Source organism: Pseudorhodoferax sp. LjRoot39 (genome assembly GCF_964253035.1).
Taxonomy (GTDB): Bacteria; Pseudomonadota; Gammaproteobacteria; order Burkholderiales; family Burkholderiaceae_C; genus Pseudorhodoferax.
Genome location: NZ_CAXUQL020000001.1, coordinates 592,696 through 616,771, shown reverse-complemented (window position 1 = coordinate 616,771; position 24,076 = coordinate 592,696). Strand labels below are relative to the sequence as shown.

22 protein-coding genes are annotated in these 24,076 nt (G+C 68.3%); 6 read left to right on the top strand and 16 right to left on the bottom strand.

All coding sequences use genetic code 11. From position 1 onward, the window contains the following. Window positions 1-9 precede the first annotated feature (9 nt). Entirely contained in the window at window positions 10-843 is an 834-nt protein-coding gene (gene dapB, locus ACSQ4M_RS02895) for a 4-hydroxy-tetrahydrodipicolinate reductase (protein WP_436188170.1), read from the bottom strand. 49 nt (window positions 844-892) lie between these two features. Further along, window positions 893-1,441 (bottom strand): outer membrane protein assembly factor BamE, encoded by a 549-nt coding sequence (locus ACSQ4M_RS02890; RefSeq protein WP_436188169.1) that lies wholly within the window; start codon window positions 1,439-1,441, stop codon window positions 893-895. 108 nt (window positions 1,442-1,549) lie between these two features. On the opposite strand from ACSQ4M_RS02890, the gene fur reads away from it, so the two are divergent. Beyond that, on the top strand, window positions 1,550-1,978 hold the full coding sequence (gene fur / locus ACSQ4M_RS02885; protein ID WP_056898561.1) for a ferric iron uptake transcriptional regulator: 429 nt from the start codon (window positions 1,550-1,552) through the stop codon (window positions 1,976-1,978). Window positions 1,979-1,988: 10 nt separating this feature from the next. Here fur and hprK read toward each other — a convergent pair whose 3' ends face one another. From hprK to hpf, 3 genes are all read right to left on the bottom strand, one after another. Beyond that, entirely contained in the window at window positions 1,989-2,936 is a 948-nt protein-coding gene (gene hprK, locus ACSQ4M_RS02880) for an HPr(Ser) kinase/phosphatase (protein ID WP_436188168.1), read from the bottom strand. Between the two features lie 28 nt (window positions 2,937-2,964). Next, entirely contained in the window at window positions 2,965-3,432 is a 468-nt protein-coding gene (locus ACSQ4M_RS02875; protein ID WP_056655577.1) for a PTS sugar transporter subunit IIA, read from the bottom strand. 118 nt (window positions 3,433-3,550) lie between these two features. Continuing rightward, complete coding sequence (hpf, locus tag ACSQ4M_RS02870) at window positions 3,551-3,880, bottom strand: ribosome hibernation-promoting factor, HPF/YfiA family (RefSeq protein WP_056655574.1); 330 nt, start codon at window positions 3,878-3,880, stop codon at window positions 3,551-3,553. A 239-nt stretch (window positions 3,881-4,119) separates the two neighbouring features. On the opposite strand from hpf, the gene corA reads away from it, so the two are divergent. Further along, window positions 4,120-5,106 carry a magnesium/cobalt transporter CorA gene (gene corA / locus ACSQ4M_RS02865; RefSeq protein ID WP_436188167.1) on the top strand — a complete coding sequence of 329 codons (987 nt, stop codon included), beginning with the start codon at window positions 4,120-4,122 and terminating at the stop codon, window positions 5,104-5,106. On the opposite strand, the gene ACSQ4M_RS02860 is transcribed toward corA, so the two are convergent. From ACSQ4M_RS02860 to ACSQ4M_RS02845, 4 genes are read right to left on the bottom strand one after another with little or no spacing between them, the layout of a single operon-like run. Beyond that, window positions 5,099-5,797: a 5'-methylthioadenosine/adenosylhomocysteine nucleosidase gene (locus ACSQ4M_RS02860; RefSeq protein WP_436188166.1), complete on the bottom strand. Its 699-nt coding sequence runs from the start codon at window positions 5,795-5,797 to the stop codon at window positions 5,099-5,101. The two genes, corA and ACSQ4M_RS02860, sit on opposite strands and share 8 nt — an antisense overlap. After that, window positions 5,794-7,473 carry a long-chain-fatty-acid--CoA ligase gene (locus ACSQ4M_RS02855; RefSeq protein ID WP_436188165.1) on the bottom strand — a complete coding sequence of 560 codons (1,680 nt, stop codon included), beginning with the start codon at window positions 7,471-7,473 and terminating at the stop codon, window positions 5,794-5,796. The genes ACSQ4M_RS02860 and ACSQ4M_RS02855 overlap by 4 nt, the downstream gene beginning before the upstream one ends. Window positions 7,474-7,494: 21 nt before the next feature. Then, complete coding sequence (pntB, locus tag ACSQ4M_RS02850) at window positions 7,495-8,910, bottom strand: Re/Si-specific NAD(P)(+) transhydrogenase subunit beta (protein WP_436188164.1); 1,416 nt, start codon at window positions 8,908-8,910, stop codon at window positions 7,495-7,497. 26 nt (window positions 8,911-8,936) lie between these two features. After that, the gene (locus ACSQ4M_RS02845; RefSeq protein ID WP_436188163.1) at window positions 8,937-10,547 is read right to left on the bottom strand and encodes a Re/Si-specific NAD(P)(+) transhydrogenase subunit alpha; all 1,611 of its coding nucleotides are present in this window, start codon (window positions 10,545-10,547) and stop codon (window positions 8,937-8,939) included. A 379-nt stretch (window positions 10,548-10,926) separates the two neighbouring features. Between ACSQ4M_RS02845 and ACSQ4M_RS02840 the strand changes: the two genes are divergently transcribed. Together ACSQ4M_RS02840 and mnmA are read left to right on the top strand one after the other, a co-directional pair. Continuing rightward, complete coding sequence (locus ACSQ4M_RS02840; protein WP_436188162.1) at window positions 10,927-11,403, top strand: NUDIX hydrolase; 477 nt, start codon at window positions 10,927-10,929, stop codon at window positions 11,401-11,403. 46 nt (window positions 11,404-11,449) lie between these two features. Next, window positions 11,450-12,556, top strand: a complete 1,107-nt coding sequence (gene mnmA, locus ACSQ4M_RS02835; protein WP_436188161.1) for a tRNA 2-thiouridine(34) synthase MnmA — start codon at window positions 11,450-11,452, stop codon at window positions 12,554-12,556. Here mnmA and ACSQ4M_RS02830 read toward each other — a convergent pair whose 3' ends face one another. From ACSQ4M_RS02830 to ACSQ4M_RS02805, 6 genes are read right to left on the bottom strand one after another with little or no spacing between them, the layout of a single operon-like run. After that, window positions 12,557-13,723 carry a mandelate racemase/muconate lactonizing enzyme family protein gene (locus tag ACSQ4M_RS02830; protein ID WP_436188160.1) on the bottom strand — a complete coding sequence of 389 codons (1,167 nt, stop codon included), beginning with the start codon at window positions 13,721-13,723 and terminating at the stop codon, window positions 12,557-12,559. It lies immediately after the preceding gene. 34 nt (window positions 13,724-13,757) lie between these two features. After that, on the bottom strand, window positions 13,758-14,549 hold the full coding sequence (locus tag ACSQ4M_RS02825; protein WP_436188159.1) for a TSUP family transporter: 792 nt from the start codon (window positions 14,547-14,549) through the stop codon (window positions 13,758-13,760). Between the two features lie 10 nt (window positions 14,550-14,559). Beyond that, entirely contained in the window at window positions 14,560-15,513 is a 954-nt protein-coding gene (locus ACSQ4M_RS02820; protein WP_436188158.1) for a Bug family tripartite tricarboxylate transporter substrate binding protein, read from the bottom strand. A 44-nt stretch (window positions 15,514-15,557) separates the two neighbouring features. Beyond that, window positions 15,558-16,367: an HpcH/HpaI aldolase family protein gene (locus ACSQ4M_RS02815; protein ID WP_436188157.1), complete on the bottom strand. Its 810-nt coding sequence runs from the start codon at window positions 16,365-16,367 to the stop codon at window positions 15,558-15,560. 29 nt (window positions 16,368-16,396) lie between these two features. Next, a complete protein-coding gene (gene araD, locus ACSQ4M_RS02810) occupies window positions 16,397-18,154 on the bottom strand; it encodes an L-arabinonate dehydratase (protein WP_436188156.1) in 1,758 nt (585 codons plus the stop codon). A gap of 42 nt (window positions 18,155-18,196) precedes the next feature. Beyond that, window positions 18,197-19,171, bottom strand: a complete 975-nt coding sequence (locus ACSQ4M_RS02805; RefSeq protein WP_436188155.1) for a Bug family tripartite tricarboxylate transporter substrate binding protein — start codon at window positions 19,169-19,171, stop codon at window positions 18,197-18,199. A gap of 166 nt (window positions 19,172-19,337) precedes the next feature. On the opposite strand from ACSQ4M_RS02805, the gene ACSQ4M_RS02800 reads away from it, so the two are divergent. Further along, on the top strand, window positions 19,338-20,405 hold the full coding sequence (locus tag ACSQ4M_RS02800; RefSeq protein ID WP_436188154.1) for a LacI family DNA-binding transcriptional regulator: 1,068 nt from the start codon (window positions 19,338-19,340) through the stop codon (window positions 20,403-20,405). Window positions 20,406-20,477: 72 nt separating this feature from the next. Here ACSQ4M_RS02800 and ssb read toward each other — a convergent pair whose 3' ends face one another. Further along, window positions 20,478-20,981, bottom strand: a complete 504-nt coding sequence (ssb, locus tag ACSQ4M_RS02795) for a single-stranded DNA-binding protein (RefSeq protein WP_436188153.1) — start codon at window positions 20,979-20,981, stop codon at window positions 20,478-20,480. Window positions 20,982-21,081: 100 nt separating this feature from the next. On the opposite strand from ssb, the gene uvrA reads away from it, so the two are divergent. Next, window positions 21,082-24,075, top strand: a complete 2,994-nt coding sequence (uvrA, locus tag ACSQ4M_RS02790) for an excinuclease ABC subunit UvrA (RefSeq protein WP_436188152.1) — start codon at window positions 21,082-21,084, stop codon at window positions 24,073-24,075. Window position 24,076: the final 1 nt, after the last annotated feature.

Sequence of the window (24,076 nt, the reverse complement as noted above, 5' to 3'; positions counted from 1 at the left end):
GTGCGCAGGTCAGTCGTTCAGCCCCAGCACGTCGAACATGCTGTACAGGCCGTTCTGGCGACCAGCCAGGAAGCGCACCGCGCGCAGGCTGCCGATGGCGTAGTTCATGCGGCTGGTGGCCTTGTGTGTGATCTCGATGCGCTCGCCAGTGCCGGCGAACAGCACGGTGTGGTCGCCCACCACGTCGCCCCCGCGCAGCGACTGGAAGCCGATCATGGACGGGTCGCGCTCGCCGGTCACGCCTTCGCGTGCGTAGACGGCGCATTCCTTGAGGTCGCGGCCCATGGCCTGGGCGATGACCTCGCCCATCTTGAGCGCCGTGCCCGAGGGCGCGTCGATCTTGTGGCGGTGGTGGGTCTCGATGATCTCGATGTCGTAGCCTACTGGCATGGCCTTGGCGGCCAGCTGCAGCAGCTTGAAGGTGACATTGACGCCCACGCTCATGTTGGGGGCCATGACGATGGCGATGTCGCGCGCCGCGTCGGCGATCTCGGCCTTCTGGGCCTCGGTGAAGCCGGTGGTGCCGATCACCAGGGCCGTGCCCTGGGCGCGACAGGCGCGCAGATGGGCCAGCGTGCCCTCGGGCCGCGTGAAGTCGATCAGCGCCTGGGCGCCTTGCAGGCCCTGGGCCAGGTCGGCCGTGATCGCCACGCCGGCCGGTTTGCCCAGGAAGGCCGCGGCGTCCTGGCCCAGGGCCGGACTGGCGGCGACATCGAGTGCGCCGCTCAGGCGGCAGTCACCCGAGGCCAGCACGGCCTCGATCAGGGTGTGGCCCATGCGGCCGGAAGCGCCCGCGATGGCCACGGCATGTGTGGTCGGGGCAGAGGTCGAAGGATGCGTCATGGCAATGGCAGGACAGGGATGCGGATGCCGCCGCCGCACGGCGGCGCGGTCAGCGCGCCGGGGCTTCCAGCGGCGGGTAGGACGAGGGCAGCGGAGCGGCCGGCTGCGGCGTGGCCTGGGCGGCCGGCTCGCGCGGTGCGAAGGGCTTGAGCTTGTCTTCGCTGGCTTCGAGCACCGGAACGGCCTTGGCCTTGCGCTCGGCACCGAGCAGGGCCACGAACTCGGTCTCGCTGGGCATCGGGTCGCCCTCGGTGCGCTCGAGCAGGTCGTCCTTGAAGAACACCGTGAGCTGGCGCGCCTGCGGCTCGATGCCCTGGCGCTTCATCGTGAACACGTAGTCCCAGCGGTCGGCGTGGAACACGCTTTGCAGCAGGGGGGTGCCCAGCACGTCGCGCACCTGGGCGCGCGACATGCCTGGCTTGAGCGCCTCGACCTGCTCCTTGGAGACGAAGTTGCCCTGCACGATCTCGATCTTGTAGGGCACGATGGCATTGGCCGCGCTGCGCGTGGCCTCTTTGACCGTGCTGCACCCCGCGAGCGCGGCGCAGCAGAGCATCAGCAGGCCGAAGGGCAGGGGCATCGAACGGGAAGCGGGCATGGAGACTCGGCGGCGCTATGATCGCGCGATTGTAGCGGCGGCCCTTTTTGCCCCTGTTGCCCGTCCGGGCGCGGCGGGGGCGCTGCCACCAAGACACCCATAGCGCGCATGGCCAACATCGACGAACTCAAGAGCACCGGTCTGAAGGCCACCCTGCCCCGGCTGAAGATCATGGAGATCTTCCAGAAGGGTGAGTTGCGCCACATGACGGCCGAAGATGTGTTCCGCGTGCTGCTGATGGAGCGCTCGGACATCGGCCTGGCCACGGTCTACCGTGTGCTGACGCAGTTCGAACAGGCCGGCATCCTGTCGCGCAGCCATTTCGAATCCGGCAAGGCCGTCTACGAACTCAACGAAGGCCGGCACCACGACCATTTCGTCTGCACCTCCTGCGGCAAGGTCGAGGAGTTCTTCGACGCCGAGATCGAGAAGCGCCAGTCCATCGTGGCCAAGGCCAAGGGCTGGACAGTGCAAGACCATGCCATGTCGCTGTACGGCCTGTGCGCCGAGTGCGGCGGCAAGCAGGCCAAGGCCTGAGGCGCCCGCCTCAGTCGCCCTCCATGGCGCGGCGGTGCCGCTCCACGAATTCCTGGTAGGTGTCGATGCCGCGCAGCTGCAGGATGGTGTTGCGCACGGCGGCTTCCACGAGCACGGCAATGTTGCGTCCGGCCACCACCTGGATGATGACCTTGCGCACGGCCACGCCCAGTACATCCTGCGTGAGCGGCTCGTAAGGCAGGCGCTCGTGCTCGCGCTCCATGGTCTCGCGGCGGACCAGGTGCACGATGAGCTTGAGCCGCATCTTGCGGCGCACGGCGGTCTCGCCAAAGATGCCACGGATGTCCAGGAGGCCGATGCCGCGCACTTCCAGCAGGTTTTGCAGAAGTTCGGGGCAGCGCCCTTCGATGGTGGTCTGGTTGATGCGGAACAAGTCGACCGCGTCATCCGCCACCAGGCCGTTGCCGCGCGAGATCAGTTCCAGTCCGAGTTCGCTCTTGCCCAAGCCGGACTCGCCCGTGATCATCACGCCCAGGCCCAGAATGTCCATGAACACGCCGTGCATGGTGGTGCGGTCGGCGAAGTGCTTGGACAGGTAGGCGCGCAGCACGTCGATGGCGAAGGCCGAGGACTCCTCGGTCGCGAACATCGGGATCTGCGCGCGCTCGCACATGGACAGCAGTGCCTGCGGGGCCTGCTGGCCGTCGGCCAGCACCAGCACGGGCGGTTCCAGCGTGACGATGCGGGCAATGCGTCGCGCGCAGTCCTCAGGCGTGGCGTTGACCAGGTAGGCGATCTCGCGCTCGCCCAGGATCTGCACGCGGTAGGGGTGGATGTAGTTCAGGTAGCCGACGAGATCCGCGCCTGAACGCGCAGCGCGCACGGCGACTTCGTCGAAACGGCGTTCGGATGCGCCCAGCCCTGCGACCCATTCCCAGCGCAGCAGTGCGCGGAATTCCTCGAACAGAACATCGGCACTGACGACATTGGGCTTCATGGCCGCGCAGCGTCGCCAGGCAGGCGGATCAGGCGAGCTGGGACGATTGCCAGCCGTCGATCAGCGCGTGCAGCGCTGCGGCATCGGCCGTGCTCTTCAAGCTCTCGCGCAGCGGCGCGTCGCTCAGCAGCTCGGCGATTTCCGACAGGATTTCCAGGTGTTTCTGGGTGGCCGCCTCGGGCACCAGCAGGAAGATCAGCAGCTTGACCGGCTGTTCATCCGGTGCGTCGAACCCGATGGGCTGGGCCAGCTGCAGAACCGCCGCCATCGGCGACTTGAGGCCTTTGATGCGGCCGTGCGGAATGGCCACACCGTGGCCCAGACCGGTAGAGCCCAGGCGCTCGCGCGCGAACAGGCTGTCGGTCACCAGCGCGCGCGACAGCGCGTGCAGGTTCTCGAACAGCAGGCCGGCTTCTTCGAACGCGCGCTTCTTGCTGGTGGCATCGACGCTGACGAGGACCTGCGCGGCAGGCAGGATGGACGCTAGGCGGTTCATACGAAGGGCGGATTATGCACGCCGTTACATTGCGGTGCAGCAACAAAAAGGCCGCCCATTTCGGCGGCCTCGGTTTCTGTCGGTTGCGGGCGACACGCTGGGCGCGCCGCCTGGGGCTTCACATCAGACGCTTGGGAGCCTCGTGGTGGTGTTGCTGGATACGGTCCTTGTGTCGCACCACCTGGCGGTCCAGCTTGTCCACCAGTTCGTCGACGGCCGCATAGAGATCAGCGTGTGCACTCTCCGCAAACATGTCATTGCCCTTCACGTGGATGTTGCATTCGGCGCGTTGCCGGTTCTGCTTTTCCTTCTGCTTTTCCACGGTCAACAGGACCTTGACATCGACCACTTGGTCGAAGTGCCGCGTGATGCGATCGAGCTTGTTGATGACATAGCTGCGCAGTGCGGGAGTCACTTCGAGGTGGTGACCGCTGATCGTCAAATTCATGGAGCCTCCTTTGCAGTTCATGGTTGACGGGCGATTCACTATGCGCGCGACAGACCTGAAATGCAAGGCGGGTTGGACAAGGTTACATGGGTTTGGTGGTGCCATAATTTCGGGCTTCCCGTACGGAGCCCACCGCGTGAAAGCCAGGCGTCGGCGCTGCCTCCAGTACCTGGCGCAAGGCCGAAAAGCACCCCCCATCCGCCTTGGCGTGGGCCCGAGAACACCACAGGGGATTCCCCATGCTCAACATCTTCACCCTGGCCAACGGGCGGCTGGTCCAGGAAGAAATCGATTCGCTCGAAGAACTTTCGCAGTTTCAGCCGATCTGGGTCGACCTGGAGTCGCCCACATTGGAGGAGAAGCGCTGGGTCAAGCAGTACTACGGCCTGTCCATCCCCGAGGACGTGACGGACGAGGACATCGAGGAATCGGCGCGCTTCTACGAGGAAGACAACGGCGACCTGCATGTGCGCAGCGACTTCCTGATCGCCGATGCGGACGACCCGCGCCACGTGCGCGTGGCCTTCATCCTGAACCAGCACAACGCCGAGCTCAAGAGCCGCGGCGTGCTGTTCTCGATCCACGACGAAGACGTCCCGGTGTTTCGCCTGCTGCGCATGCGCGCCCGCCGCGCGCCCGGCCTGATCGAGGACGCCAAGGAGGTGCTGCTCAAGCTGTTCGATGCCGACGCCGAGTACTCGGCCGACACGCTGGAAGGCGTCTACGACGAACTCGAGAAGGCCGGCACGCTGGTGCTCAAGGGCGATGTCAGCGACGAGATCGCCGGCGAGGTGCTGGGCCTGATCGCGCGCCAGGAAGACTTGAACGGCCGCATCCGCCGCAATGCCATGGACACGCGCCGCGCGGTCAGCTTCATGATGCGCAGCCGCATGCTCAATGCCGAGCAGTTCGAGGAGGCGCGCCAGATTCTGCGCGACATCGAATCGCTGGACAGCCACACCGCCTTCCTGTTCGACAAGATCAACTTCCTGATGGACGCGACGGTCGGTTTCATCAACATCAACCAGAACAAGATCATCAAGATCTTCTCGGTGGCCAGCGTGGCCCTGCTGCCGCCCACGCTGATCGCCAGCATCTACGGCATGAACTTCAAGTTCATGCCCGAGCTGGACTGGGCCATGGGCTACCCCTATGCGCTGGGGCTGATGGCGGCCAGTGCGCTGGTGCCCATGCTGTACTTCCGCCGGCGCGGCTGGCTCAAGTAGACGCGAGCAAGGCCTGCACGATGGCCGCCGAGGCCGGGCTTGCCACTGTGCGCACGAACTGCAGGAAGTCGCCGTGCGCGGCCTCGTCGGCGCGGTCCGAGATGGTCCGCACGGCCGCGAACGGCAGGTCGAAGTCGTGGCAGACCTGCGCGAAGGCGGCGCCTTCCATCTCCACCGCCAGCACGTCGGGCAGCGCCGCGCGCAGGGCGCGCACCTCGGCCGTGCTGCTGACGAAGCGGTCGCCGCTGACGATCAGCCCCTCGTGCACCTGGGCCAGCGGCAGCGCCTGACGGGCCGCCTGCAGCAGCGCCACGCGCAGCGCGGGATCGGCCTCGAAGCGGCTCATGCCGTAGAGCGGAACCTCGTGCCGCGGGAACAGCGGCGAGGCATCCATGTCGTGCTGCAGGAAGGCATCGGCGACGACCGCGTCGCCCACGTTCACACCCGCGCCGATGCCGCCGGCCACACCCGTGAACACCACGCGGTCGACGCGGAAGCGCTCGGCCAGCAACGTGGCGGTGGTGGCCGCCGCCACCTTGCCGATGCGTGCCAGCACCGCCACCACCTCCTGGCCGTGCAGGTGGCCGACCCAGAACTCGCGCCCCGCTACGCGCTCGCACTGCTCGTCGGGCAGCAGGGCCAGCACGGCGGCCAGCTCCTCGCGCATGGCGCTGACGATGGCCGTCTTCATGCCGGCTGGTCGCGCAGCTGGCGGCGCAGGATCTTGCCCACCGGCGTCTTGGGCAGCTCGTTGCGGAATTCGATCACGCGCGGCTGCTTGTAGCCGGTCAGGTTGGCGCGGCAGTAGGCGCGCACGGCGTCTTCGGTCAGGCCGGGGTCCTTGCGCACCAGCACCAACTTGACGGCTTCGCCGGTCTTCTCGTCGGGCACGCCCACGCAGGCCACTTCGAGCACGCCTTCCAGCTGGGCCACCACGTCCTCGATCTCGTTCGGGTAGACGTTGAAGCCGCTGACCAGGATCATGTCCTTCTTGCGGTCGATGATGCGGAAAAAGCCGCGTTCGTCCACGGTGCCGATGTCGCCGGTCTTGAAGTAGCCGTCGGCGGTCATGACCTGGGCGGTCTCGTCGGGGCGTTGCCAGTAGCCGGCCATGACCTGCGGGCCCTTGATCGCGATTTCGCCGGGCTGGCCCGGGCCGACGGGCCGGCCATCGTCGTCAAGCAGCTGGAAGAAGGTGCTGGGCAGGGGCAGGCCGATGGTGCCGGTGAACTCTTTGTTGATCGGCGAATTGCAGCTGGCCGAAGGCGAGGTTTCCGACAGGCCATAGCCCTCGCAGATCGGGCAGCCGGTCTTCTCCAGCCAGAGCTTGGCCACGGCGCTCTGCACGGCCATGCCGCCGCCCACGGAGACCTTCAGGTGGCTCCAGTCCACCGTGCCGAAGTCCGGGTGGTTGGCCAGGCCGTTGAACAGGGTGTTGACGGCCGGGAAGCTGTGGATGCGGTGCTTGGACAGTTCCTTGAGCACGGCTGGCAGGTCGCGCGGGTTGGGGATCAGCACCAGCTTGCCCCCCGTGCGCATGGTCAGCATCATGCCCACCGTGAACGCGAAGATGTGGTATAGCGGCAGCGCGCAGACCGAGGTCGGCTGCTCCCCCTGGGGAACGCGGTCCATGACGGGCTGGTTCCAGGCCTCGGACTGGAGCACGTTGGCGATGACGTTGCGGTGCAGCAGCATGGCGCCCTTGCTGACGCCCGTGGTGCCGCCCGTGTACTGCAGGGCCGCCACGTCGTCGGGGCCGATCTGCGGCTTGGTGAACTGCGCACGCGCGCCGCGCGCGACCGCGTCGTTGAAGCGCACCGCGCCCGGCAGCGTGAACGGCGGCACCATCTTCTTGACCTTGCGCACCACGTAGTTGACGAGCGCGCCCTTGAGCAGGCCCAACTGGTCGCCCATGGCGCACAGCACCACATGGCGCACGGGTGTGGCCTGGATGCACTGCGCCAGCGTGGCGGCGAAGTTCTCGATGATGACGATGGCCTTGGCGCCGGAGTCCTTGAGCTGGTGCTCGAGCTCGCGCGGCGTGTACAGCGGGTTGACGTTCACGAGCACGTAGCCGGCGCGCAGGATGGCGGCCACGGTCACCGGGTACTGCGGCACGTTGGGCATCATCACGGCGACGCGGTCGCCGCGCGCCAGGCCCAGGCTCTGCAGGTAGGTGGCCAGCCGGCCGCTGAGCCGGTCGGTCTCCGCGTAGCTGACGTCGCGGCCCATGAAGCTGTAGGCCGTGTGGTCGGCGAACTTGGTGAAGCTCTCCTCCATCAGGGCGACCAGCGAGTTGTACTCGCCCGGGTCGATGTCGCTGGGCACGCCCGCTGGATAGCTCTGCAGCCAGATGCGCTCGGTCATGGGATCTCCTTCGTTCTCGGCTCAGGCTTTCAACGCGCCCAGCACCTCGTCCAGCATCTTCTTCGCATCGCCGAACAGCATGCGGTTGTTGTCCTTGTAGAACAAGGGGTTGTCCACGCCGGCATAGCCCGAGGCCATGGAGCGCTTCATCACGATGGAGTGCTTGGCCTTCCACACTTCCAGCACCGGCATGCCGGCGATGGGGCTGGTCGGGTCGTCCTGTGCGGCGGGGTTCACGATGTCGTTGGCGCCGATGACCATGGCGACATCCGTGTCCGGGAAGTCCTCATTGATCTCGTCCATCTCCATCACGATGTCGTAGGGCACCTTGGCTTCGGCCAGCAGCACGTTCATGTGGCCCGGCATGCGGCCGGCCACGGGGTGGATCGCGAAGCGCACGTTCACGCCCTTGTCGCGCAGCGTGCGCGTGATCTCGTTCACCGTGTGCTGGGCCTGGGCCACGGCCATGCCGTAGCCGGGCACGATGACCACGCTCTTGGCATCGCGCAGCAGTTCGGCGGTTTCCGCTGCCGTGATGGGCATCGCCTCGCCCTGCGGCTCGGCCGCAGCTGCATCGCCGCTCTTCTTGGCCGGGGCGCCGGAGCCGAACCCACCCGCGATCACGCTGATGAAATTGCGGTTCATGGCCTGGCACATGATGTAGGACAGGATGGCACCCGAGGAGCCCACCAGCGCACCCGTGACGATCAGCAGGTCGTTGGAGAGCATGAAGCCGGTGGCCGCGGCGGCCCAGCCCGAGTAGCTGTTGAGCATGGAGACCACCACCGGCATGTCGGCACCGCCGATGGCCATCACCATGTGCACGCCGAAGAGCAGGGCGATGGCGGTCATCACGAGCAGCGGCAGCATGCCGCCGGCCACGCTGTCGGCATGGATGAACACGCGGCCGAGCCAGACCACGACCAGCAGCGCGGCCAGGTTGAGCCAGTGGCGCCCGGGCAGCAGCAGCGGCTTGCCGCCGATCTTGCCGTTGAGCTTGCCAAAGGCGACCAGCGAGCCGGAGAAGGTCACGGCGCCGATCAGGATGCCGATGTAGATCTCCACCTCATGGATGACCTTCTCGGCGCCTTGGTACTGGACCGAGGTGTCGACATAGCTGGCAAAGCCCACCAGGCAGGCCGCCAGGCCCACCAGGCTGTGCATGAGCGCGACCAGCTCGGGCATCTGCGTCATCTTCACGACCTTGGCTGCGTACAGGCCGATGCCGCCACCGATGACGAGCGCGATGACGATCCAGGCGATACCGCCTGAGCTCACGCGCGGCCCGAACACCGTGGCCAGCACGGCCAGCGCCATGCCGACCATGCCGAACAGGTTGCCGCGGCGCGAGGTCTCGGGGTTGGACAGGCCGCCCAGGCTCAGGATGAACAGGATGGCAGCGCCCAGGTAGGCCACCGTGGCGAGACTTTGGGACATGGTGTCGTTCTCTCTTGTCGTTCTTCTTACTTCTGGAACATGGCCAGCATGCGGCGCGTCACGGCGAAGCCGCCGAACATGTTCACCGCCGTGAGCACGGTGGCCGCGAAAGCCAGCCAGCGGATCAGCTCGTCCGGGCGGCCACCGGCTGCCGCATCGGGCGGCGCGATCTGCACCAGCGCCCCGATGGCGATGATGCTGGAGATGGCGTTGGTCACGCTCATGAGCGGCGTGTGTAGCGCAGGCGTCACGTTCCACACCACCATGTAGCCGATGAAGCAGGCCAGCACGAAGACCGTGAAGTGGCCCAGGAAGGCAGCGGGCGCGAAGCTGCCGATGAACCAGAACGCCAGCGCGGCGATGGCGAAGACGGTGGCCAGCGTTCTGGCGGGCAGCGGGCCGCTGCTGCCATGGCCGTGGCCGCTCTTCTTGGCGGCGGGTGCAGCGGCCGGCTTGGCGGCGGCCGGCGGTTTGGCCACCTGGGCAAGCGGTGGCGCGGGCCAGGTGATGGCACCCTCCTTGACCACGGTGAGGCCGCGGATCGCGTCGTCCTCCATGTTCACCACGGCCACGCCGTCCTTGGCCTTGCACAGCTCCTCGGTCAGGCGCAGCAGGTTGGTGGCATACAGCGTGGACGACTGCTTGGCCAGGCGCGAGGCCAGGTCGGTGTAGCCCACGATGGTCACGTCGTGGCGCACCACGGCCTCGCCGGGCACCGTGAGTTCGCAGTTGCCGCCCTGTTCGGCCGCCATGTCCACGATCACGCTGCCGGGCTTCATGCTCTGCACCATCTCGGCCGTGATCAGCTTGGGCGCGGGCTTGCCGGGGATCAGCGCGGTGGTGATGACGATGTCGACTTCCTTGGCCTGCTTGGCATACATGGCGCGCTGCGCGGCCTGGAAGCCCTCGCTCATGACCTTGGCATAGCCGCCGCCACCCGAGCCTTCTTCCTCGTAGTCCACCTTCACGAACTCGCCGCCCAGCGAGGTCACCTGGTCGGCCACCTCGGCACGCGTGTCGTTGGCGCGCACGATGGCGCCCAGGCTGGCCGCCGTGCCGATGGCCGACAGGCCGGCCACGCCGGCGCCGGCGATGAAGACCTTGGCCGGCGGCACCTTGCCGGCCGCCGTGATCTGGCCGGCGAAGTAGCGGCCGAAGGCGTTGGCCGCCTCGATCACGGCGCGGTAGCCGGACACGCCGGCCATGGAGGTCAGTGCGTCCATCTTCTGGGCGCGCGAGAGCGTGCGCGGCAGGCAGTCGATGGCCAGCACGGTCGCGCGCCGGGCGGCGAGCTGCTGCATCAGGTCGGGGTTCTGCGCGGGCCAGATGAAGTCGATGAGCGTGCCGCCCTCGCGCATCAGCGCCACTTCCTCGGGCGTGGGCGGGCGCACCTTGAACACGATGTCCGCCGTGGACCACAGCGTGGCGGCGTCGGGCACGATTTCGGCGCCGGCGGCCCGGTAGGCCTCGTCGCTGCAGTTGGCGGCTTCGCCGGCGCCGGACTGCACCGAGACCGCGAAGCCGAGCTTGATGAGCTTCTCGACGACATCGGGCACGGTGGCCACGCGTTTCTCGCCCGGGAAGATCTCGCGGGGCACGCCGATGCGCTGCGGCGTCTGGGTGGAAGGGGTTGGCATGAAAGACCTCCTGAAACTGTTCTGCTGGTGCGTGCGAGGCGCATGGCCGCCGGCGGGACGCGCTCGGTCGGTGCTGGCGCCGGGGCTAGGCGGGCTGCCCGCGCGGCATCGTGGCCGCGTCGGCAGGATTCACCGGGTGCGCCGTGCTGCGCTTCGGACAGGGGGTGCGACGCAGGGCACCGTGCCGCAGGCGCGTCGCGCGACAGGCCGCCGCGCGGCCTCCAGGGGGGCTGCTGTGCGTGTTTCGCCGGCCGGTGTTCCGGCGGGCACTCCGATCTGCATGGGTGCTCCTTCCCTCGCGTTGTCGTTGTCTCTGGTGCGGGCGGAGCTTACCCGAGTTCGCCCGGGGCACGGTCGTGCCACGGCCTACACTGGCGCCATGTCCGAACGCTTCAAACCCAGTGTCACCGTGGCCGCCGTCATCGAACGCGGGGGACGCTACCTGCTGGTGGAGGAGCACACGCCGGAGGGCCTGCGGCTGAACAATCCCGCGGGGCATCTGGAGCCGGGCGAGGCCCTGGCCACGGCCTGCGCGCGCGAGGCGCTGGAAGAGACCGCGCACACCTTCACGCCGACCGAACTCGTGGGCATCTACCTGTCGCGCTTCGTGCGCCCAGCCACGGGCGAGGAGATCAGCTACCTGCGCTTTGCCTTCTGCGGTGAATTGGGTGCGCAGGTCGCCGGGCGCAGCCTGGACGCCGGCATCGCGCGCACGCTGTGGCTGACGCCCGACGAGGTGCGGGCCAGCCGGGAGCGGCACCGCAGTCCCCTGCTGCTGCGCTGCATCGAGGACCACCTGGCCGGCCAACGCCATCCGCTGGCGCTGCTGCACACCGATCCGTCCGTGTTCGGCTGAACCCGTCCGCGCACGCGGGTTGGGAGGCGCTTCCTAAAATCGCCGCATGGGCAAGCAACGTGTCGTCGTCGGTCTGAGCGGTGGGGTGGATTCCTCGGTCACCGCCTGGCTGCTCAAGCAGCAGGGGTACGAGGTGGTGGGCATCTTCATGAAGAACTGGGAGGACGACGACGACTCCGAGTACTGCTCGTCCAATGTGGACTTCGTCGATGCTGCGGCCGTGGCCGACGTGGTCGGCATCGAGATCGAGCATGTGAACTTCGCGGCCGAGTACAAGGACCGCGTGTTCGCCGAGTTCCTGCGCGAGTACCAGGCCGGCCGCACGCCCAACCCCGATGTGCTGTGCAATGCCGAGATCAAGTTCAAGGCCTTCCTCGACCACGCGATGCGCCTGGGCGCCGAGAAGATCGCGACCGGCCACTACGCGCGCGTGCGTGAACGCGACGGGCGCTTCGAGCTGCTCAAGGGCCTGGACCCGTCCAAGGACCAGAGCTACTTCCTGCACCGTTTGACGCAGGCGCAACTGGCCAAGACCTTGTTTCCGGTCGGCGAGCTGCACAAGACCGAGGTGCGCCGGCTGGCTGCCGAGATCGGCCTGCCGAACGCCAAGAAGAAGGATTCCACGGGCATCTGCTTCATCGGCGAGCGGCCGTTCCGCGACTTCCTGAACCGCTACATCGCCAAGGAACCAGGCCCGATCAAGGACGCGCGCGGCCGCGTGCTCGGCCAGCACCAGGGCCTGTCGTTCTACACGCTGGGCCAGCGCCAGGGCCTGGGCATCGGCGGCCTGAAGGAGAAGGGCGCGCCGCGCGGCGGCGGCGAGCATGCGCCCTGGTTCGTCGCGCGAAAGGACATGGAACACAACACGCTGTGGGTGGTGCAGGGGCACGACCATCCCTGGCTGCTGTCGCAGACGCTGACGGCCGACGACGCCAGCTGGACGGCAGGCCATGCGCCAGCGCCAGGCGCCTACGCCAGCAAGACGCGCTACCGCCAGCTGGACGCGCCCTGCGCGCTGGCGGCGGGCGCCAACGGTGCGTTCGCACTGGAGTTCGGCGCACCGCAATGGGCCGTCACGCCGGGGCAATCGGCCGTGCTGTACGACGGCGAGATCTGCCTGGGCGGTGGGGTGATCGCCAGCGCCCTGGCTTGATCAGGTTCCGGCGACGTTGACGACGAAGTTGCGCGTCGCCTGCAGGTCCGGCTCGACACCCAGGCCCGGCGCGGCATCCAGTACGACGGCGCCGTCGTGCAGGGTGAATTGCGGCGTGGCCAGCAGATCGCGCAGCGGGTTCGGGTTTGCATCCACCTCGACGTAGCCGGGACCGCCCACGGCGGCTTTCAGGTGGAAGGATGCGGTCAGGCCGATGCCGCCGCCGAGCCAATGCGGGCAGAACAACTTGCCGCGCTCCAGGGCCAGGCGGCCCACTGCCAGGCAGCCCGTGATGCCGCCCCACTTGCCCAGGTCCGGCTGCAGCACCGACAGCGCGGGGCTGGCGGTGAAGTCATCGAAGGCGCCCAGGCCGGCCAGGTTCTCGCCGCCTGCCAGCGCAAGCGGCTGCTCCCTGGCCAGGCGCTCCCAGTGGGGCAGGGGCGCGTCCGCGCGCATGGGCTCCTCGAGCCAGCCCAGCGCATGGCTTTCCATGGCGCGCCCGGCTTGCAGCGCCTGCTCCAGCGACCAGGCCTGGTTGGCGTCGACCATGAAGGGCGTCTCGGGGCCGATGACCTCGCGCATGGCGCGCAGGTTGGCTTCGTCCCGCGCGGCGCCGAAGCCGACCTTGAGCTTGAACGCGCGGTAGCCCTCGGCCAGCTTGGTGGCGGCCAGGCGCTCCGGCGCGGTCGGGTTGAGTCCGGAGGCATAGACGGGAATCGGTGCGCAGGCCGCGTCCTCGCGCCCGGAGATGAAACGCCAGAGCGGTTCACCGGCGCGCCGCGCCAGCATGTCCCACAGGGCCAGGTCGAGCCCGGCGACGATCTGGTGCAGCGTGCCGGGCTCGCCGCACTGGATGGCCAGCACGGCGAAAGCGTCGTTCAGCGCGCCGAAGCAGCTTTGCGGGCTGTCCCAGCGCCGGCCTTCGAGCTGCGGCCGCAGGTAGTAGGCCGCCATGCGCGCGCGGTGCTCTGCGCCCACGATCGGAAAGTTGCACCAGATCTCGCCCCAGCCCGACACACCGTCGGCATCGGTCACGCGCAGCAGCACGGCGGGGCGGTCCCGCATGGTGCCGAAGGAGGTCTGGACCGGCGGATCGGCAGGGGCCCGGAACACGAAGACATCGAGGCGTTGCACTTCGAAGGCGAGGGCGGAGGCGGCGTGGTGCATGGGTGCGAGGTCGCTGGGCAGATGGGAAGAAGGCTCAGACGATGGCCTGCCAGGCCGACGCCAGCAGGCTGGCGCCGGCCGCCAGCAGCAGGCCGGCCACGAGGGTCTTGAGCATGGCCGGTCGCAAGCGGGTCGGGTAGCGGATCTGCAGGCGCGTGACGCCGTAGACGACCGGGACGGCGCAGGCGGCCAGCAGCAGCGCGTGCGCGCTGAACCGGCCGCTGGGCACGACCAGGCACAGCCGGACCAGGGAGTTGAAGGCGAACACCAGCAACAGCGCCTGGCGCACGAGGTCGCGGTCCAGGGGTTCGCGGTACATCTGGTAGACCAGGGGCGGCCCGGAGCTCGAGAACAGGCCGCCGAGCAGGCCCGACAGCAGCCCGACGCCCGCGAAGGCCGCCGGTGTCGACTGGCGCTGGCGTGTGCCGGCCTGGAGCAGCAGCAGGCCCGCACAGGCGGTGATGGACAGGCCCAGCAGGCCGCGCAGCCAGGCCACGGCATTGCCGCTGAGCCAGCCGAGCAGTGCGACGCCGGCCGCCACGCCGATGGCGCTGCCCAGCAGCGTGGGCTGCATCAGCCGCCAGGGCGGCGCGATGCGCTGGCTGCGGAACGACACCCAGGCATTGACGAGGGTGAGCACCATGGCCGCGTTGGCGGCGTCGGCGACCGAGGCCACGTGCAGGCTGGCCGTGAGACCCAGCAGGATGAGGCCGAAGGCAAAGCCGGTCAGGTTCTGGGCGAAGGTCGCCAGCGCCACGCAGGCGGCGAAGGCGGCCAAGGAGGCGGCCTCGCCGCTGCCTGGCCAGTTCACTGCCGCAAGCTGCAAGCCGGTCGCCTCATTGCTTCTCGGCCAGGCCGAGCGTCTTGATCAGCTGGGTGTAGCGTGCCTGCTCGGCCTGGACGAAGGCGGCGTAGTCCTTGCCGTTGCGATACACCAGCGGCGTGTTCACCTGCGCGGCCTTTTGCCTGTAGGCATCCGAATGGGCCGCCTTTTCGCAGGCGGCTTCCAGCTTCTGGCGCACGGCCGCGGGCAGGCCCTTGGGCGCGATGAAGCCGCCCCACACGGAGGCCTGCAGCGGGAAGCCGCCCTCCGCGGACGTCGGCACATCGGGGTAGGCCGCCAGCCGCTCCTTGGCCAGCACCGCGAGGCCGCGCAGCTTGTACTGCGTGGAGATGGTGGGGGTCTCGGCGAACAGCGCGATCTGCTGGCCCAGCAGGCCCGTGATCATCTCGCCCGAGCTCTTGTAGGGCACGTGCAGGCCGTCGGTCCTGGCCTGGTCCAGCAGCATGGCCATGGACAGGTGCAGCACTGTCCCCGTGCCCGAGGAGCCGTAGGTCAGCTGGCCCGGCTGCGCCTTGGCGGCGCCGATGACGTCGCCGAGCTGCTTGAACCTGGAGTCGGGCTTGACCATCAGCATCAGCGGCACGTCGTAGGTGCCGCAGATGTGGTCGAAGTTGTCGGGCGTGTAGCCCGTGTTGCGCAGGGCCGGTTGCAGCATCTCCGGCCCGATGACCGACAGGCCGATGGTGTAGCCGTCGGGGGCCGCGTTCTTGAGCGCGGTCATGCCGATGGCGCCGCCGGCACCGGCCTTGTTGTCGACGACGACCGGCACGCCCAGGACCTCGTTCAAGGGCTGCTGCATGAAGCGCGCCATGATGTCCGAGGTGCCCCCGGGGCCGAAGGGCACGATCAGCGTGATGGGCTTGTGGGGGTAGGGCTGCTGGGCGAATGCGCCCGTGGACAGCATGGCGGCGCATGCGGCGGCTGCAACTGCGAGTCGCGGAAACATCGGTCTGGCTCCTGGATCGTTCTGGTGGGGAGAGGGCGGCAAGGTCAGTAGACGTTGCTCTCGAAGCCCTGCGCGAGGCTGGGGCGGATGGCGTCGATGAAGGCCGTGGCCTGGCGCATCATCATTCCCATGTCGGAAGCGACCGCCACGAAGGCATAGCCCATGGCGACGAAGCTGGAGACGACCTCGGGCGTCGGGCCGACGATGCCGCACGGGATGCCGAGCTTGCGGCAGCGCTGGGCGACATCGGCGATGACGGCCTGCACCTCGGGATGCAGGATGTTGCCGATGTGGCCCATGTTGGCCGACAGGTCGCCCGGGCCCAGGAACAGCGCGTCGACGCCTTCGACCGCGGCGATGTCCTCCAGTGCCGCCACGGCCGCGGGCGTTTCGAGCTGGATGATGGTGAAGACCGAGTCGTTGGCGCGCTTGCCGTAGTCCTTGGCCGTGCCGTAGCCGCTGGCGCGGAACACGGCCGCGAAGCCGCGCTGGCCCAGTGGCGGGTACTTGGCGAAGGACACGGCCCGGCGCGCTGCCTCGGCGGAATCGACGAAGGGCACCATGACGGTCTGCGCGCCCATGTCCAGTGCGCGCTTGAACAGCACCATCTCGTTGGCGGCCAGGCGCACCACGGGTGCGGCGCGCGTGCCGGCGATGGCCTGCAGCACATGCAGCGTGTCCTTCTCGTCCATGGGCACATGCTCCTGGTCGACCAGCAGCCAGTCGAATCCGGCGCGGCCCATGGCCTCGGCCGTGCTGGAGGTGCCCGACATCAGCCAGGTGCCGAGCGGGGTGCCGGGCTGTGCCAGGCACGCGCGGAAGGGGTTGGAAAGAAGGTCGGGTGTCTGTGCCATGGTGCTTGGGGAAGGAGCGGTCGAAGAGCTCAGTAGATGGAGGGTTCGGCGGTGGGCGCGTTGCCGGCCAGCACCTCGAAGTCGCAGCCCTTGTCGGCCTGCGTCACCTGCTGTTGGTAGATGCGGGCATAGCCGCGGCTGTAGGTTTGCGGCGGCGGTGTCCAGGCGGCGCGGCGGGCGGCCAGCTCTGCGTCGGACACCAGCATGTCCAGGCGGCGCTGGCCGATGTCGAGCGCGACCATGTCGCCGGTCTTGAGCAGGGCCAGCGGGCCGCCGACGGCCGATTCCGGCGCCACGTGCAGCACGCAGGTGCCGTAGTGCGTGCCGCTCATGCGTGCATCGGAGATGCGCAGCATGTCGCGCACGCCGCGCTGCAGCAGCTTCTTGGGGATGGGCAGGTTGCCCCATTCGGGCATGCCGGGCGCGCCGACCGGGCCGCCGTTGCGCAGCACAAGCACGGTGTTCTCGTCGACGTCCAGATCCGGGTCGTTCACGGCGGCCAGCATGTCGGCGTTGGAGTCGAACACCAGGGCCGGGCCGGTGTGGCGCAGCAGGTGCGGCGATGCGGCCGAGGGCTTGAGCACCGCACCGTCGGGGCACAGGTTGCCGCGCACCACGGCCAGGGCCATGCCGGCTTCGGGGCAGTCGGCCGTGGCGGCGATCAGCGGCGACTGCGGATCGCGGATCACGTCGTCGTCGGTGCAGGTGCGGCCTTCGATGTTCTCGCCCAGCGTGCGCCCGGTGACCGTCAGCGTGCCCAGGTCGAGTTGGTCGCGGATCTTGTTGAGCAGGGCCGGCAGGCCGCCGGCGTAGAAGAAGTCCTCCATGAGCCGGTTGCCCGAGGGGAACACGTTGGCGAGCACGGGGACGCGGCGTGAGACTTCGTCGAGATCGTCCAGGGTCAGCGCGACGCCGGCGCGGCCGGCGATGGCCGGCAGGTGCACGGCGGCGTTGGTGGAGCCGCCCAGCGCCATGTAGGCGGCCACCCCGTTGAGCAGCGCTGCGCGCGTGACGATCTGCGAGGGCCGCAGGTCTTCCCAGACCATCTCCACGGCGCGCTTGCCGCAGGCCCATGCCAGGCGCGTGTGCCCGGCGTCCATGGCCGGCACGCTGGTGGCGCCCGGGAATGTCAGGCCCATGGCCTCGATGATGGAGGTCATCGTGCTGGCCGTGCCCATGGTGTTGCAGGTGCCCGGTGCGCGTGTCATCTTCGCTTCCAGCGAGATCCATTCGGGCTGGTCGATGTCGCCCACCACGTACTGCTCCCAGTACTTCTTGGTGTGCGTGCCGGCGCCGACCGTGAGGCCCTTGTAGCGGTCGTTGAGCATGGGGCCGGCCGGGCAGAAGATGGCCGGGATGTCCATGGACAGCGCGCCCATGACCAGGGCCGGAGTGGTCTTGTCGCAGCCGCCCATCAGCACGGCGCCGTCCAGCGGCAGGCTGCGCAGCAGCTCCTCGGTCTCCATCGCCAGGAAGTTGCGGTAGATCATGGTCGTCGGCTTGACCATGACCTCGCCCAGGCTCATCGCAGGCAACTCGAAGGGGTAGCCGCCGGCCTGCAGGATGCCGCGCTTGACGGCGGTCGCGCGCTCGCGCAGGTGCGCATGGCAGGGCGAGAGCTCGCTCCAGGTGTTGATGATCCCGATCACGGGGCGGCCCATGAACTCCTCGCGCACCAGGCCTTGTTGCTGCATGCGCTGGCGGTGGGCGAAGCCGCGGATGTCGTCGCTGGCGAACCAGCGCTGGCTGCGGAGTTCTTTCAGGTTCTTGCGTGGGGGCGTTGTCATGGCAGAGAAGTGCGAAGGCAATGGCGGACCGGGCGCGCGGCCTCAGTCGATCCGGATGTCGGCCTGCTTCACGGTGGTGGCCATGGCGGCCAGGTCCTTGCGCAGCAGGGTTTCGAATTCAGCGGGTGTGGACGACAGCACCTCGTAGCCCTGGGCTTCGAGCGGCTTGCGGAAATCGGGCGATTCCAGGATCGCGCGCAGTTCGGTGTTCAGGCGTTGGACCATGGCCGGTGGCGTGCCCTGGCGCACCAGCAGGCCGTTCCAGACGATGGACACGACACCGGGCGCGCCGGCCTCGGCCATGGTCGGTACGTCCGGCAGGACCGGCGAGCGCTTGGTGTCCGCGACGGCCAGCACGCGCACCTTGCCGGCCTGGCGGAACGTGACCACGGCCGGCAGGTTGTGGAACATCATCGGGATCTGGCCGCCCAGCACGTCGTTGAGGGCCGGCGGGCCGCCCTTGTACGGGACATGCAGCAACTGGGTGCCGGTCTTCTCCTGGAACACCACGCCGGCCAGGTGCATGGTGTTGCCGTTGCCGGCCGAGCCGAACACCAGCTTGCCGGGCTGTGCCTTGGCGGCCGCGACGACATCGGCCACCGATTTGTAGGGCGTGCCGGCGCCGACCACGAGCACGTTGGGCATCTGGTGCGTCAGCGTCAGCGGCTGCAAGTCCCGGGCCGGGTCGTAGCCCGTCGACTTGTAGAGGTGCGGGTTGACGGCCAGCGTGCTGGTCGATCCGAGCAGGATGGTGTAGCCGTCGGCAGGCTGCTGCCGGGCGACGAAGGCCGAGCCGATGTTGCCGTTGGCGCCGGCGCGGTTGTCGATGACGACCGGCTGGCCCAGGCGCTTGCCCAGTTCCTGTGCGAGTGGCCGCGCGATCGTGTCGGCTACGCCACCGGCGGGATAGGGCACCACCAGGGTCAGAGGACGCTCGGGGTAGGTCCCCTGGGCATGGCCAGCGAGGGCGGCAGCGCCGATGGCCAGCGAAAGTGCCAGCCGATGGGTGATGTGCATGTTCCTGTCTCCTTTTGCGGTCCGCGCCGCCGACTTGTTACCGGTAACTGTCACCGGTAACATTGGCGCGACTGTATATTCGCTCGCTGCAATGCGTCAATCCATTCCACCTGGTCCAAGGGTAAACCCTGATGAGGCGTCTGGCGCTCTGGCCAGGGATCCCGCCGTGGAATCCACGGCGCGGGTGCGCACACCCCGCCGCAAGCTCGGCACGCACACCATCCATGACGTGGCGGCGCTGGCGGGGGTGTCCTCGATCACCGTGTCGCGCTACTTCAATGCGCCGGAGAAGGTGTCGCCGGCCGTGCGCGACCGCCTGCACCAGATCATCCTGGAGACCGGCTACGTGCCCAGCCAGATGGCGGGGCGGCTGGCCTCAGCGGAGAGCCGGGTCGTCGGCGCCGTGATGCAGAACACGGGCAGTTCGACCTTCGCGGACCTGGTGAAGGGCATGGGCGATGGCTTCGAGGGGTCGGGCTTGCAGCTGCTGCTGGCCAACACCGAGTACTCGCAAGCGCGCGAGGAGCGCGCCATGCGGGCCTTCATGGGCTGGCATCCCAGCGCCTTGATCCTGACCCGCGACGACCACACGCCCGAATCCGAAGCGCTGCTGCGCGCCGCGCGCTGCCCGATCGTCGAGACTTGGGGCGTGGTGCCCGGGCGGCCGTTCCACCAGGTCGGTTTTCCGCACGCGGACATCGGCAAGGAGCTGGCGCGGCACTTCCTGGAGCAGGGTGCACGGCGCATCCGCTTCGCGCTGCGGCAGGCGCCGCAGGACTTCCGTGCGCAGCAGCGCGCGCTGGGTTACGCGCAGGCGATGGCAGCGGCAGGTCTCGCGTCGGATGTCCAGGCGTCCTCCTGCGACGACGAGCTGGATGCCGGTGCGCAGATGCTGGAGCGCCTGTCGCGCGAGCCGCCGGACCAGCGGCCGCAGGCCGTCATCTTCGCCAGCGACAACATGGCGGTCGGCGCCATCCTGGCGGCGCCCGCCCGTGGCATCCGCTTTCCCCAGGACTTCGCGATCGCCGGCTTCGGCGATGCGCCGATCGCTGCGCGCGTGCATCCCGCATTGACCACGGTGCGGCCGCGGCCTTACGACATCGGCCTCAAGGCGGCCCAGGTCGTGCTGAGCCTGAAAGCTGGAAGAGAGGTCGACGCGCCGCCTGCGACACATGTCGTTCCGTGCGAGCTCATCGTGCGCGACAGCTCGCGCCTGGCGTGGTCGTCACGCTGAAGTGATGCGGAAAGAGAAAAGGCCCATGGCGACGGGCGCCACAGGCCTTTGCTTCCAACGCGGAGCGTTGCGTCAGAACGGAATGTCGTCGTCCATGTCGTCGAAACCGCTCGACGCCTTGGGCGCCGGAGCCGGTGCCGCGCGGGGCGCGGGAGCGCGGGCCGGCGGTGCGGCCGGACGGCGCGGCGCTTCGTAGCCGCCGTCGTCGTCGCCGGACGGGCCGCCACCACCGCCCATGCCTTGGCGGCTGCCCAGCATCTGCATCTGGTCGGCGCGGATCTCGGTGGTGTAGCGCTCGTTGCCGTCCTTGTCGGTCCACTTGCGCGTACGCAGCGAGCCTTCGACATAGACCTGCGAGCCCTTGCGCAGGTACTGGTTGGCGATCTCGGCCAGGCGGTCGTTGAAGACCACGTTGTGCCATTCGGTGATCTCGCGCATCTCGCCGCTCTGCTTGTCCTTCCAGCGGTCGGTGGTGGCGATCCGCACGTTGCAGACCTGGCCGCCGCTCGGGAAGGTGCGCGTTTCGGGGTCACGGCCCAGGTTGCCGACGATGATGACTTTGTTGACGGATGCCATGGTGATGCCTGTGCTGCCGTTGCGAGAGAAAAGGGCGTCGATTGTGCCGCATCCGGGTTTGGAGAGGCGGGGCCTGCGTCCAAAAGCGCTGCCGCTTATCATGGCGGGTTTTCCCGGACGCCCCATCTTGAACCACCCCACGGACGGCTCCTACCTCGGGACCGCGCTGCAATTGCAGCGCATCAGCGTCCGCGGTGCGCGCACGCACAATCTCAAGAACATCGACCTGGACATCCCGCGCAACCAGCTGGTCGTGATCACGGGGCTGTCGGGTTCGGGCAAGTCCTCGCTGGCCTTCGACACGCTGTACGCCGAGGGGCAGCGCCGCTACGTGGAAAGCCTGTCGACCTATGCGCGGCAGTTCCTGCAGCTCATGGACAAGCCCGACGTGGACCTGATCGAGGGGCTGTCGCCCGCGATCTCGATCGAGCAGAAGGCCACCAGCCACAACCCGCGCTCCACCGTGGGCACGGTGACCGAGATCCACGACTACCTGCGCCTGCTGTTCGCGCGCGCCGGCACGCCCTACTGCCCGGACCACGACCTGCCGCTGTCGGCCCAGACCGTGGCGCAGATGGTGGACACGGTGCTGGCGCTGCCCGAAGGCACCCGGCTGATGGTGCTGGCGCCGATCGCGCGCGAGCGCAAGGGTGAGTTCACCGACGTCTTTGCCGAACTGCAGGCGCAGGGCTACGTGCGCTTTCGCATCGACGGCCAGGCCTACGATTTCGACAACCTTCCCAAGCTCAAGAAGACCGAGAAGCACGACATCGACGTGGTGATCGACCGCATCAAGGTGCGTGCCGAGCAGGAGGGGGCAGGCGGCGGTCTGCGCCAGCGCCTGGCGGAAAGCTTCGAGGCGGCGCTGCGGCTGGCCGATGGCCGCGCCATCGCGCTGGAGATGGACGCCCCGCCGAACGCCGATGGCTCGCCGGGGCGGCCGCGCGAGCACCTGTTCAACGCCAAGTTCTCCTGCCCTGTCTGCGGCTATTCGATCAGCGAACTGGAGCCGCGGCTGTTCTCGTTCAATTCGCCGGTCGGCGCCTGTCCCAGCTGCGACGGGCTGGGCGCACAGGAGTTCTTCGACCCCACGCGTGTGGTCGGCTTTCCGACCTTGAGTCTGGCCAGTGGCGCCATCAAGGGCTGGGACCGGCGCAACGGCTACTACTTCGCGTTGGTCGAAAGCCTGGCCAAACATTACCGCTTCAATGCCGAGGTGCCGTGGGACGAGCTGCCCGCAGAGGTGCGCCAGGTGGTGCTGCACGGCTCTGGGGAGGAAGAGATCAAGTTCAGCTACGTCATGGAATCGGGCAACTTCCAGGGCAAGAAGCTGACCAAGAAGCACCCTTTCGAAGGTGTGATCCCCAACATGCAGCGCCGCTACCGCGAGACAGATTCGTCGGTGGTGCGCGAAGACCTGGCCCGCTACCGCAGCGTGCAGCCCTGCCCCGAATGCCACGGCTCGCGGCTGCGCCGGGAGGCACGCCATGTGAAGGTGGGCGAGGGTGCGCAGGCGCGGGCGATCTACGAGATCAGCAGCGCCACGCTGCGCGAAAGCCAGGCTTACTTCGATGGCCTGCAGCTGCACGGGTCCAAGGCGGACATCGCGGCCAAGGTGGTGCGCGAGATCGGCTTGCGCCTGAAGTTTCTCAACGATGTCGGCCTGAACTACCTGAGCCTGGACCGCAGCGCCGAGACGCTGTCGGGCGGGGAGTCGCAACGCATCCGGCTGGCCTCTCAGATCGGCTCGGGCCTGACCGGCGTGATGTACGTGCTGGACGAGCCGAGCATCGGCCTGCACCAGCGCGACAACGACCGCCTGATCGGCACGCTGCAGCATCTGCGCGACCTGGGCAACAGCGTGCTCGTGGTCGAACACGACGAAGACATGATGGCCGCTGCCGACCATGTCATCGACATGGGGCCGGGCGCCGGTGTGCATGGCGGGTGTGTCGTGGCCCAGGGCGACATTGCCGCCATCAAGGCCAATGCCGCCTCGCTCACCGGTCGCTACCTGTCCGGGACCTTGCGCATCGACGTGCCCGCGCGGCGCACGCCCTGGTTGCCGGCCACGGGCGATGCCGCCAACGGTGCGCTGCAGACCATCGGTGTGCGTGGCGCGCGCGGCCACAACCTCAAGGGCGTGGACGTGGACTTTCCGGTCGGGCTGTTCACCTGCGTGACGGGTGTGTCGGGCTCGGGCAAGTCCACGCTGGTCAACGACACCTTGTACGCGGCGGCGGCGCGCCAGATCTACCGGGCCCACGAGGAGCCGGCGGCGCACGACGAGATCGCCGGGCTGGAACAGTTCGACAAAGTCATCAATGTCGACCAGTCGCCGATCGGCCGCACGCCGCGCAGCAACCCGGCCACCTACACGGGCCTGTTCACGCCGATCCGCGAGTTGATGGCCGAAGTGCCGACGGCGCGCGAGCGCGGCTACGGCCCCGGGCGCTTTTCCTTCAATGTGGCCGGCGGGCGCTGCGAGGCTTGCCAGGGTGACGGCGTTGTGAAGGTCGAGATGCACTTCCTGCCGGACGTCTACGTGCCTTGCGACGTCTGCCACGGCGAGCGCTACAACCGCGAGACGCTGGAAGTCGTCTACAAGGGCAAGAACATCGCCCAGATCCTGGACTTGACGGTCGAGGCGGCCTACGAGTTTCTGCAGGCGGTGCCAGCGCTGGCGCGCAAGCTCAAGACGCTGCTGGATGTGGGGCTCTCGTACATCAAGCTGGGCCAGGCCGCGACCACGCTGTCGGGCGGCGAGGCGCAGCGGGTCAAGCTGGCGCTGGAGCTGTCCAAGCGCGACACCGGCCGCACGCTGTACATCCTGGACGAACCGACCACCGGTCTGCATTTCGCAGACATTGATCTCTTGTTGCGCGTGCTGCACCAGCTGCGCGATGCGGGAAACACCATCGTCGTGATCGAGCACAACCTGGATGTGATCAAAACGGCCGACTGGCTGATCGACATGGGACCGGAGGGCGGCGCCGGTGGTGGCCAGGTGCTGGCCGTCGGCACGCCCGAACAGATCGCCGCGCACGCGGCCAGCCACACGGGCCGCTACCTGCGCCGCTACCTGGTGGCTTGAG

Coding starts and splice junctions, on each gene's coding strand:
- dapB (WP_436188170.1), bottom strand. CDS start 843: ATGACGCATCCTTCGACCTCTGCCCCGACCACACATGCCGTGGCCATC.
- ACSQ4M_RS02890 (WP_436188169.1), bottom strand. CDS start 1,441: ATGCCCGCTTCCCGTTCGATGCCCCTGCCCTTCGGCCTGCTGATGCTC.
- fur (WP_056898561.1), top strand. CDS start 1,550: ATGGCCAACATCGACGAACTCAAGAGCACCGGTCTGAAGGCCACCCTG.
- hprK (WP_436188168.1), bottom strand. CDS start 2,936: ATGAAGCCCAATGTCGTCAGTGCCGATGTTCTGTTCGAGGAATTCCGC.
- ACSQ4M_RS02875 (WP_056655577.1), bottom strand. CDS start 3,432: ATGAACCGCCTAGCGTCCATCCTGCCTGCCGCGCAGGTCCTCGTCAGC.
- hpf (WP_056655574.1), bottom strand. CDS start 3,880: ATGAATTTGACGATCAGCGGTCACCACCTCGAAGTGACTCCCGCACTG.
- corA (WP_436188167.1), top strand. CDS start 4,120: ATGCTCAACATCTTCACCCTGGCCAACGGGCGGCTGGTCCAGGAAGAA.
- ACSQ4M_RS02860 (WP_436188166.1), bottom strand. CDS start 5,797: ATGAAGACGGCCATCGTCAGCGCCATGCGCGAGGAGCTGGCCGCCGTG.
- ACSQ4M_RS02855 (WP_436188165.1), bottom strand. CDS start 7,473: ATGACCGAGCGCATCTGGCTGCAGAGCTATCCAGCGGGCGTGCCCAGC.
- pntB (WP_436188164.1), bottom strand. CDS start 8,910: ATGTCCCAAAGTCTCGCCACGGTGGCCTACCTGGGCGCTGCCATCCTG.
- ACSQ4M_RS02845 (WP_436188163.1), bottom strand. CDS start 10,547: ATGCCAACCCCTTCCACCCAGACGCCGCAGCGCATCGGCGTGCCCCGC.
- ACSQ4M_RS02840 (WP_436188162.1), top strand. CDS start 10,927: ATGTCCGAACGCTTCAAACCCAGTGTCACCGTGGCCGCCGTCATCGAA.
- mnmA (WP_436188161.1), top strand. CDS start 11,450: ATGGGCAAGCAACGTGTCGTCGTCGGTCTGAGCGGTGGGGTGGATTCC.
- ACSQ4M_RS02830 (WP_436188160.1), bottom strand. CDS start 13,723: ATGCACCACGCCGCCTCCGCCCTCGCCTTCGAAGTGCAACGCCTCGAT.
- ACSQ4M_RS02820 (WP_436188158.1), bottom strand. CDS start 15,513: ATGTTTCCGCGACTCGCAGTTGCAGCCGCCGCATGCGCCGCCATGCTG.
- ACSQ4M_RS02815 (WP_436188157.1), bottom strand. CDS start 16,367: ATGGCACAGACACCCGACCTTCTTTCCAACCCCTTCCGCGCGTGCCTG.
- araD (WP_436188156.1), bottom strand. CDS start 18,154: ATGACAACGCCCCCACGCAAGAACCTGAAAGAACTCCGCAGCCAGCGC.
- ACSQ4M_RS02805 (WP_436188155.1), bottom strand. CDS start 19,171: ATGCACATCACCCATCGGCTGGCACTTTCGCTGGCCATCGGCGCTGCC.
- ssb (WP_436188153.1), bottom strand. CDS start 20,981: ATGGCATCCGTCAACAAAGTCATCATCGTCGGCAACCTGGGCCGTGAC.
- uvrA (WP_436188152.1), top strand. CDS start 21,082: ATGGCGGGTTTTCCCGGACGCCCCATCTTGAACCACCCCACGGACGGC.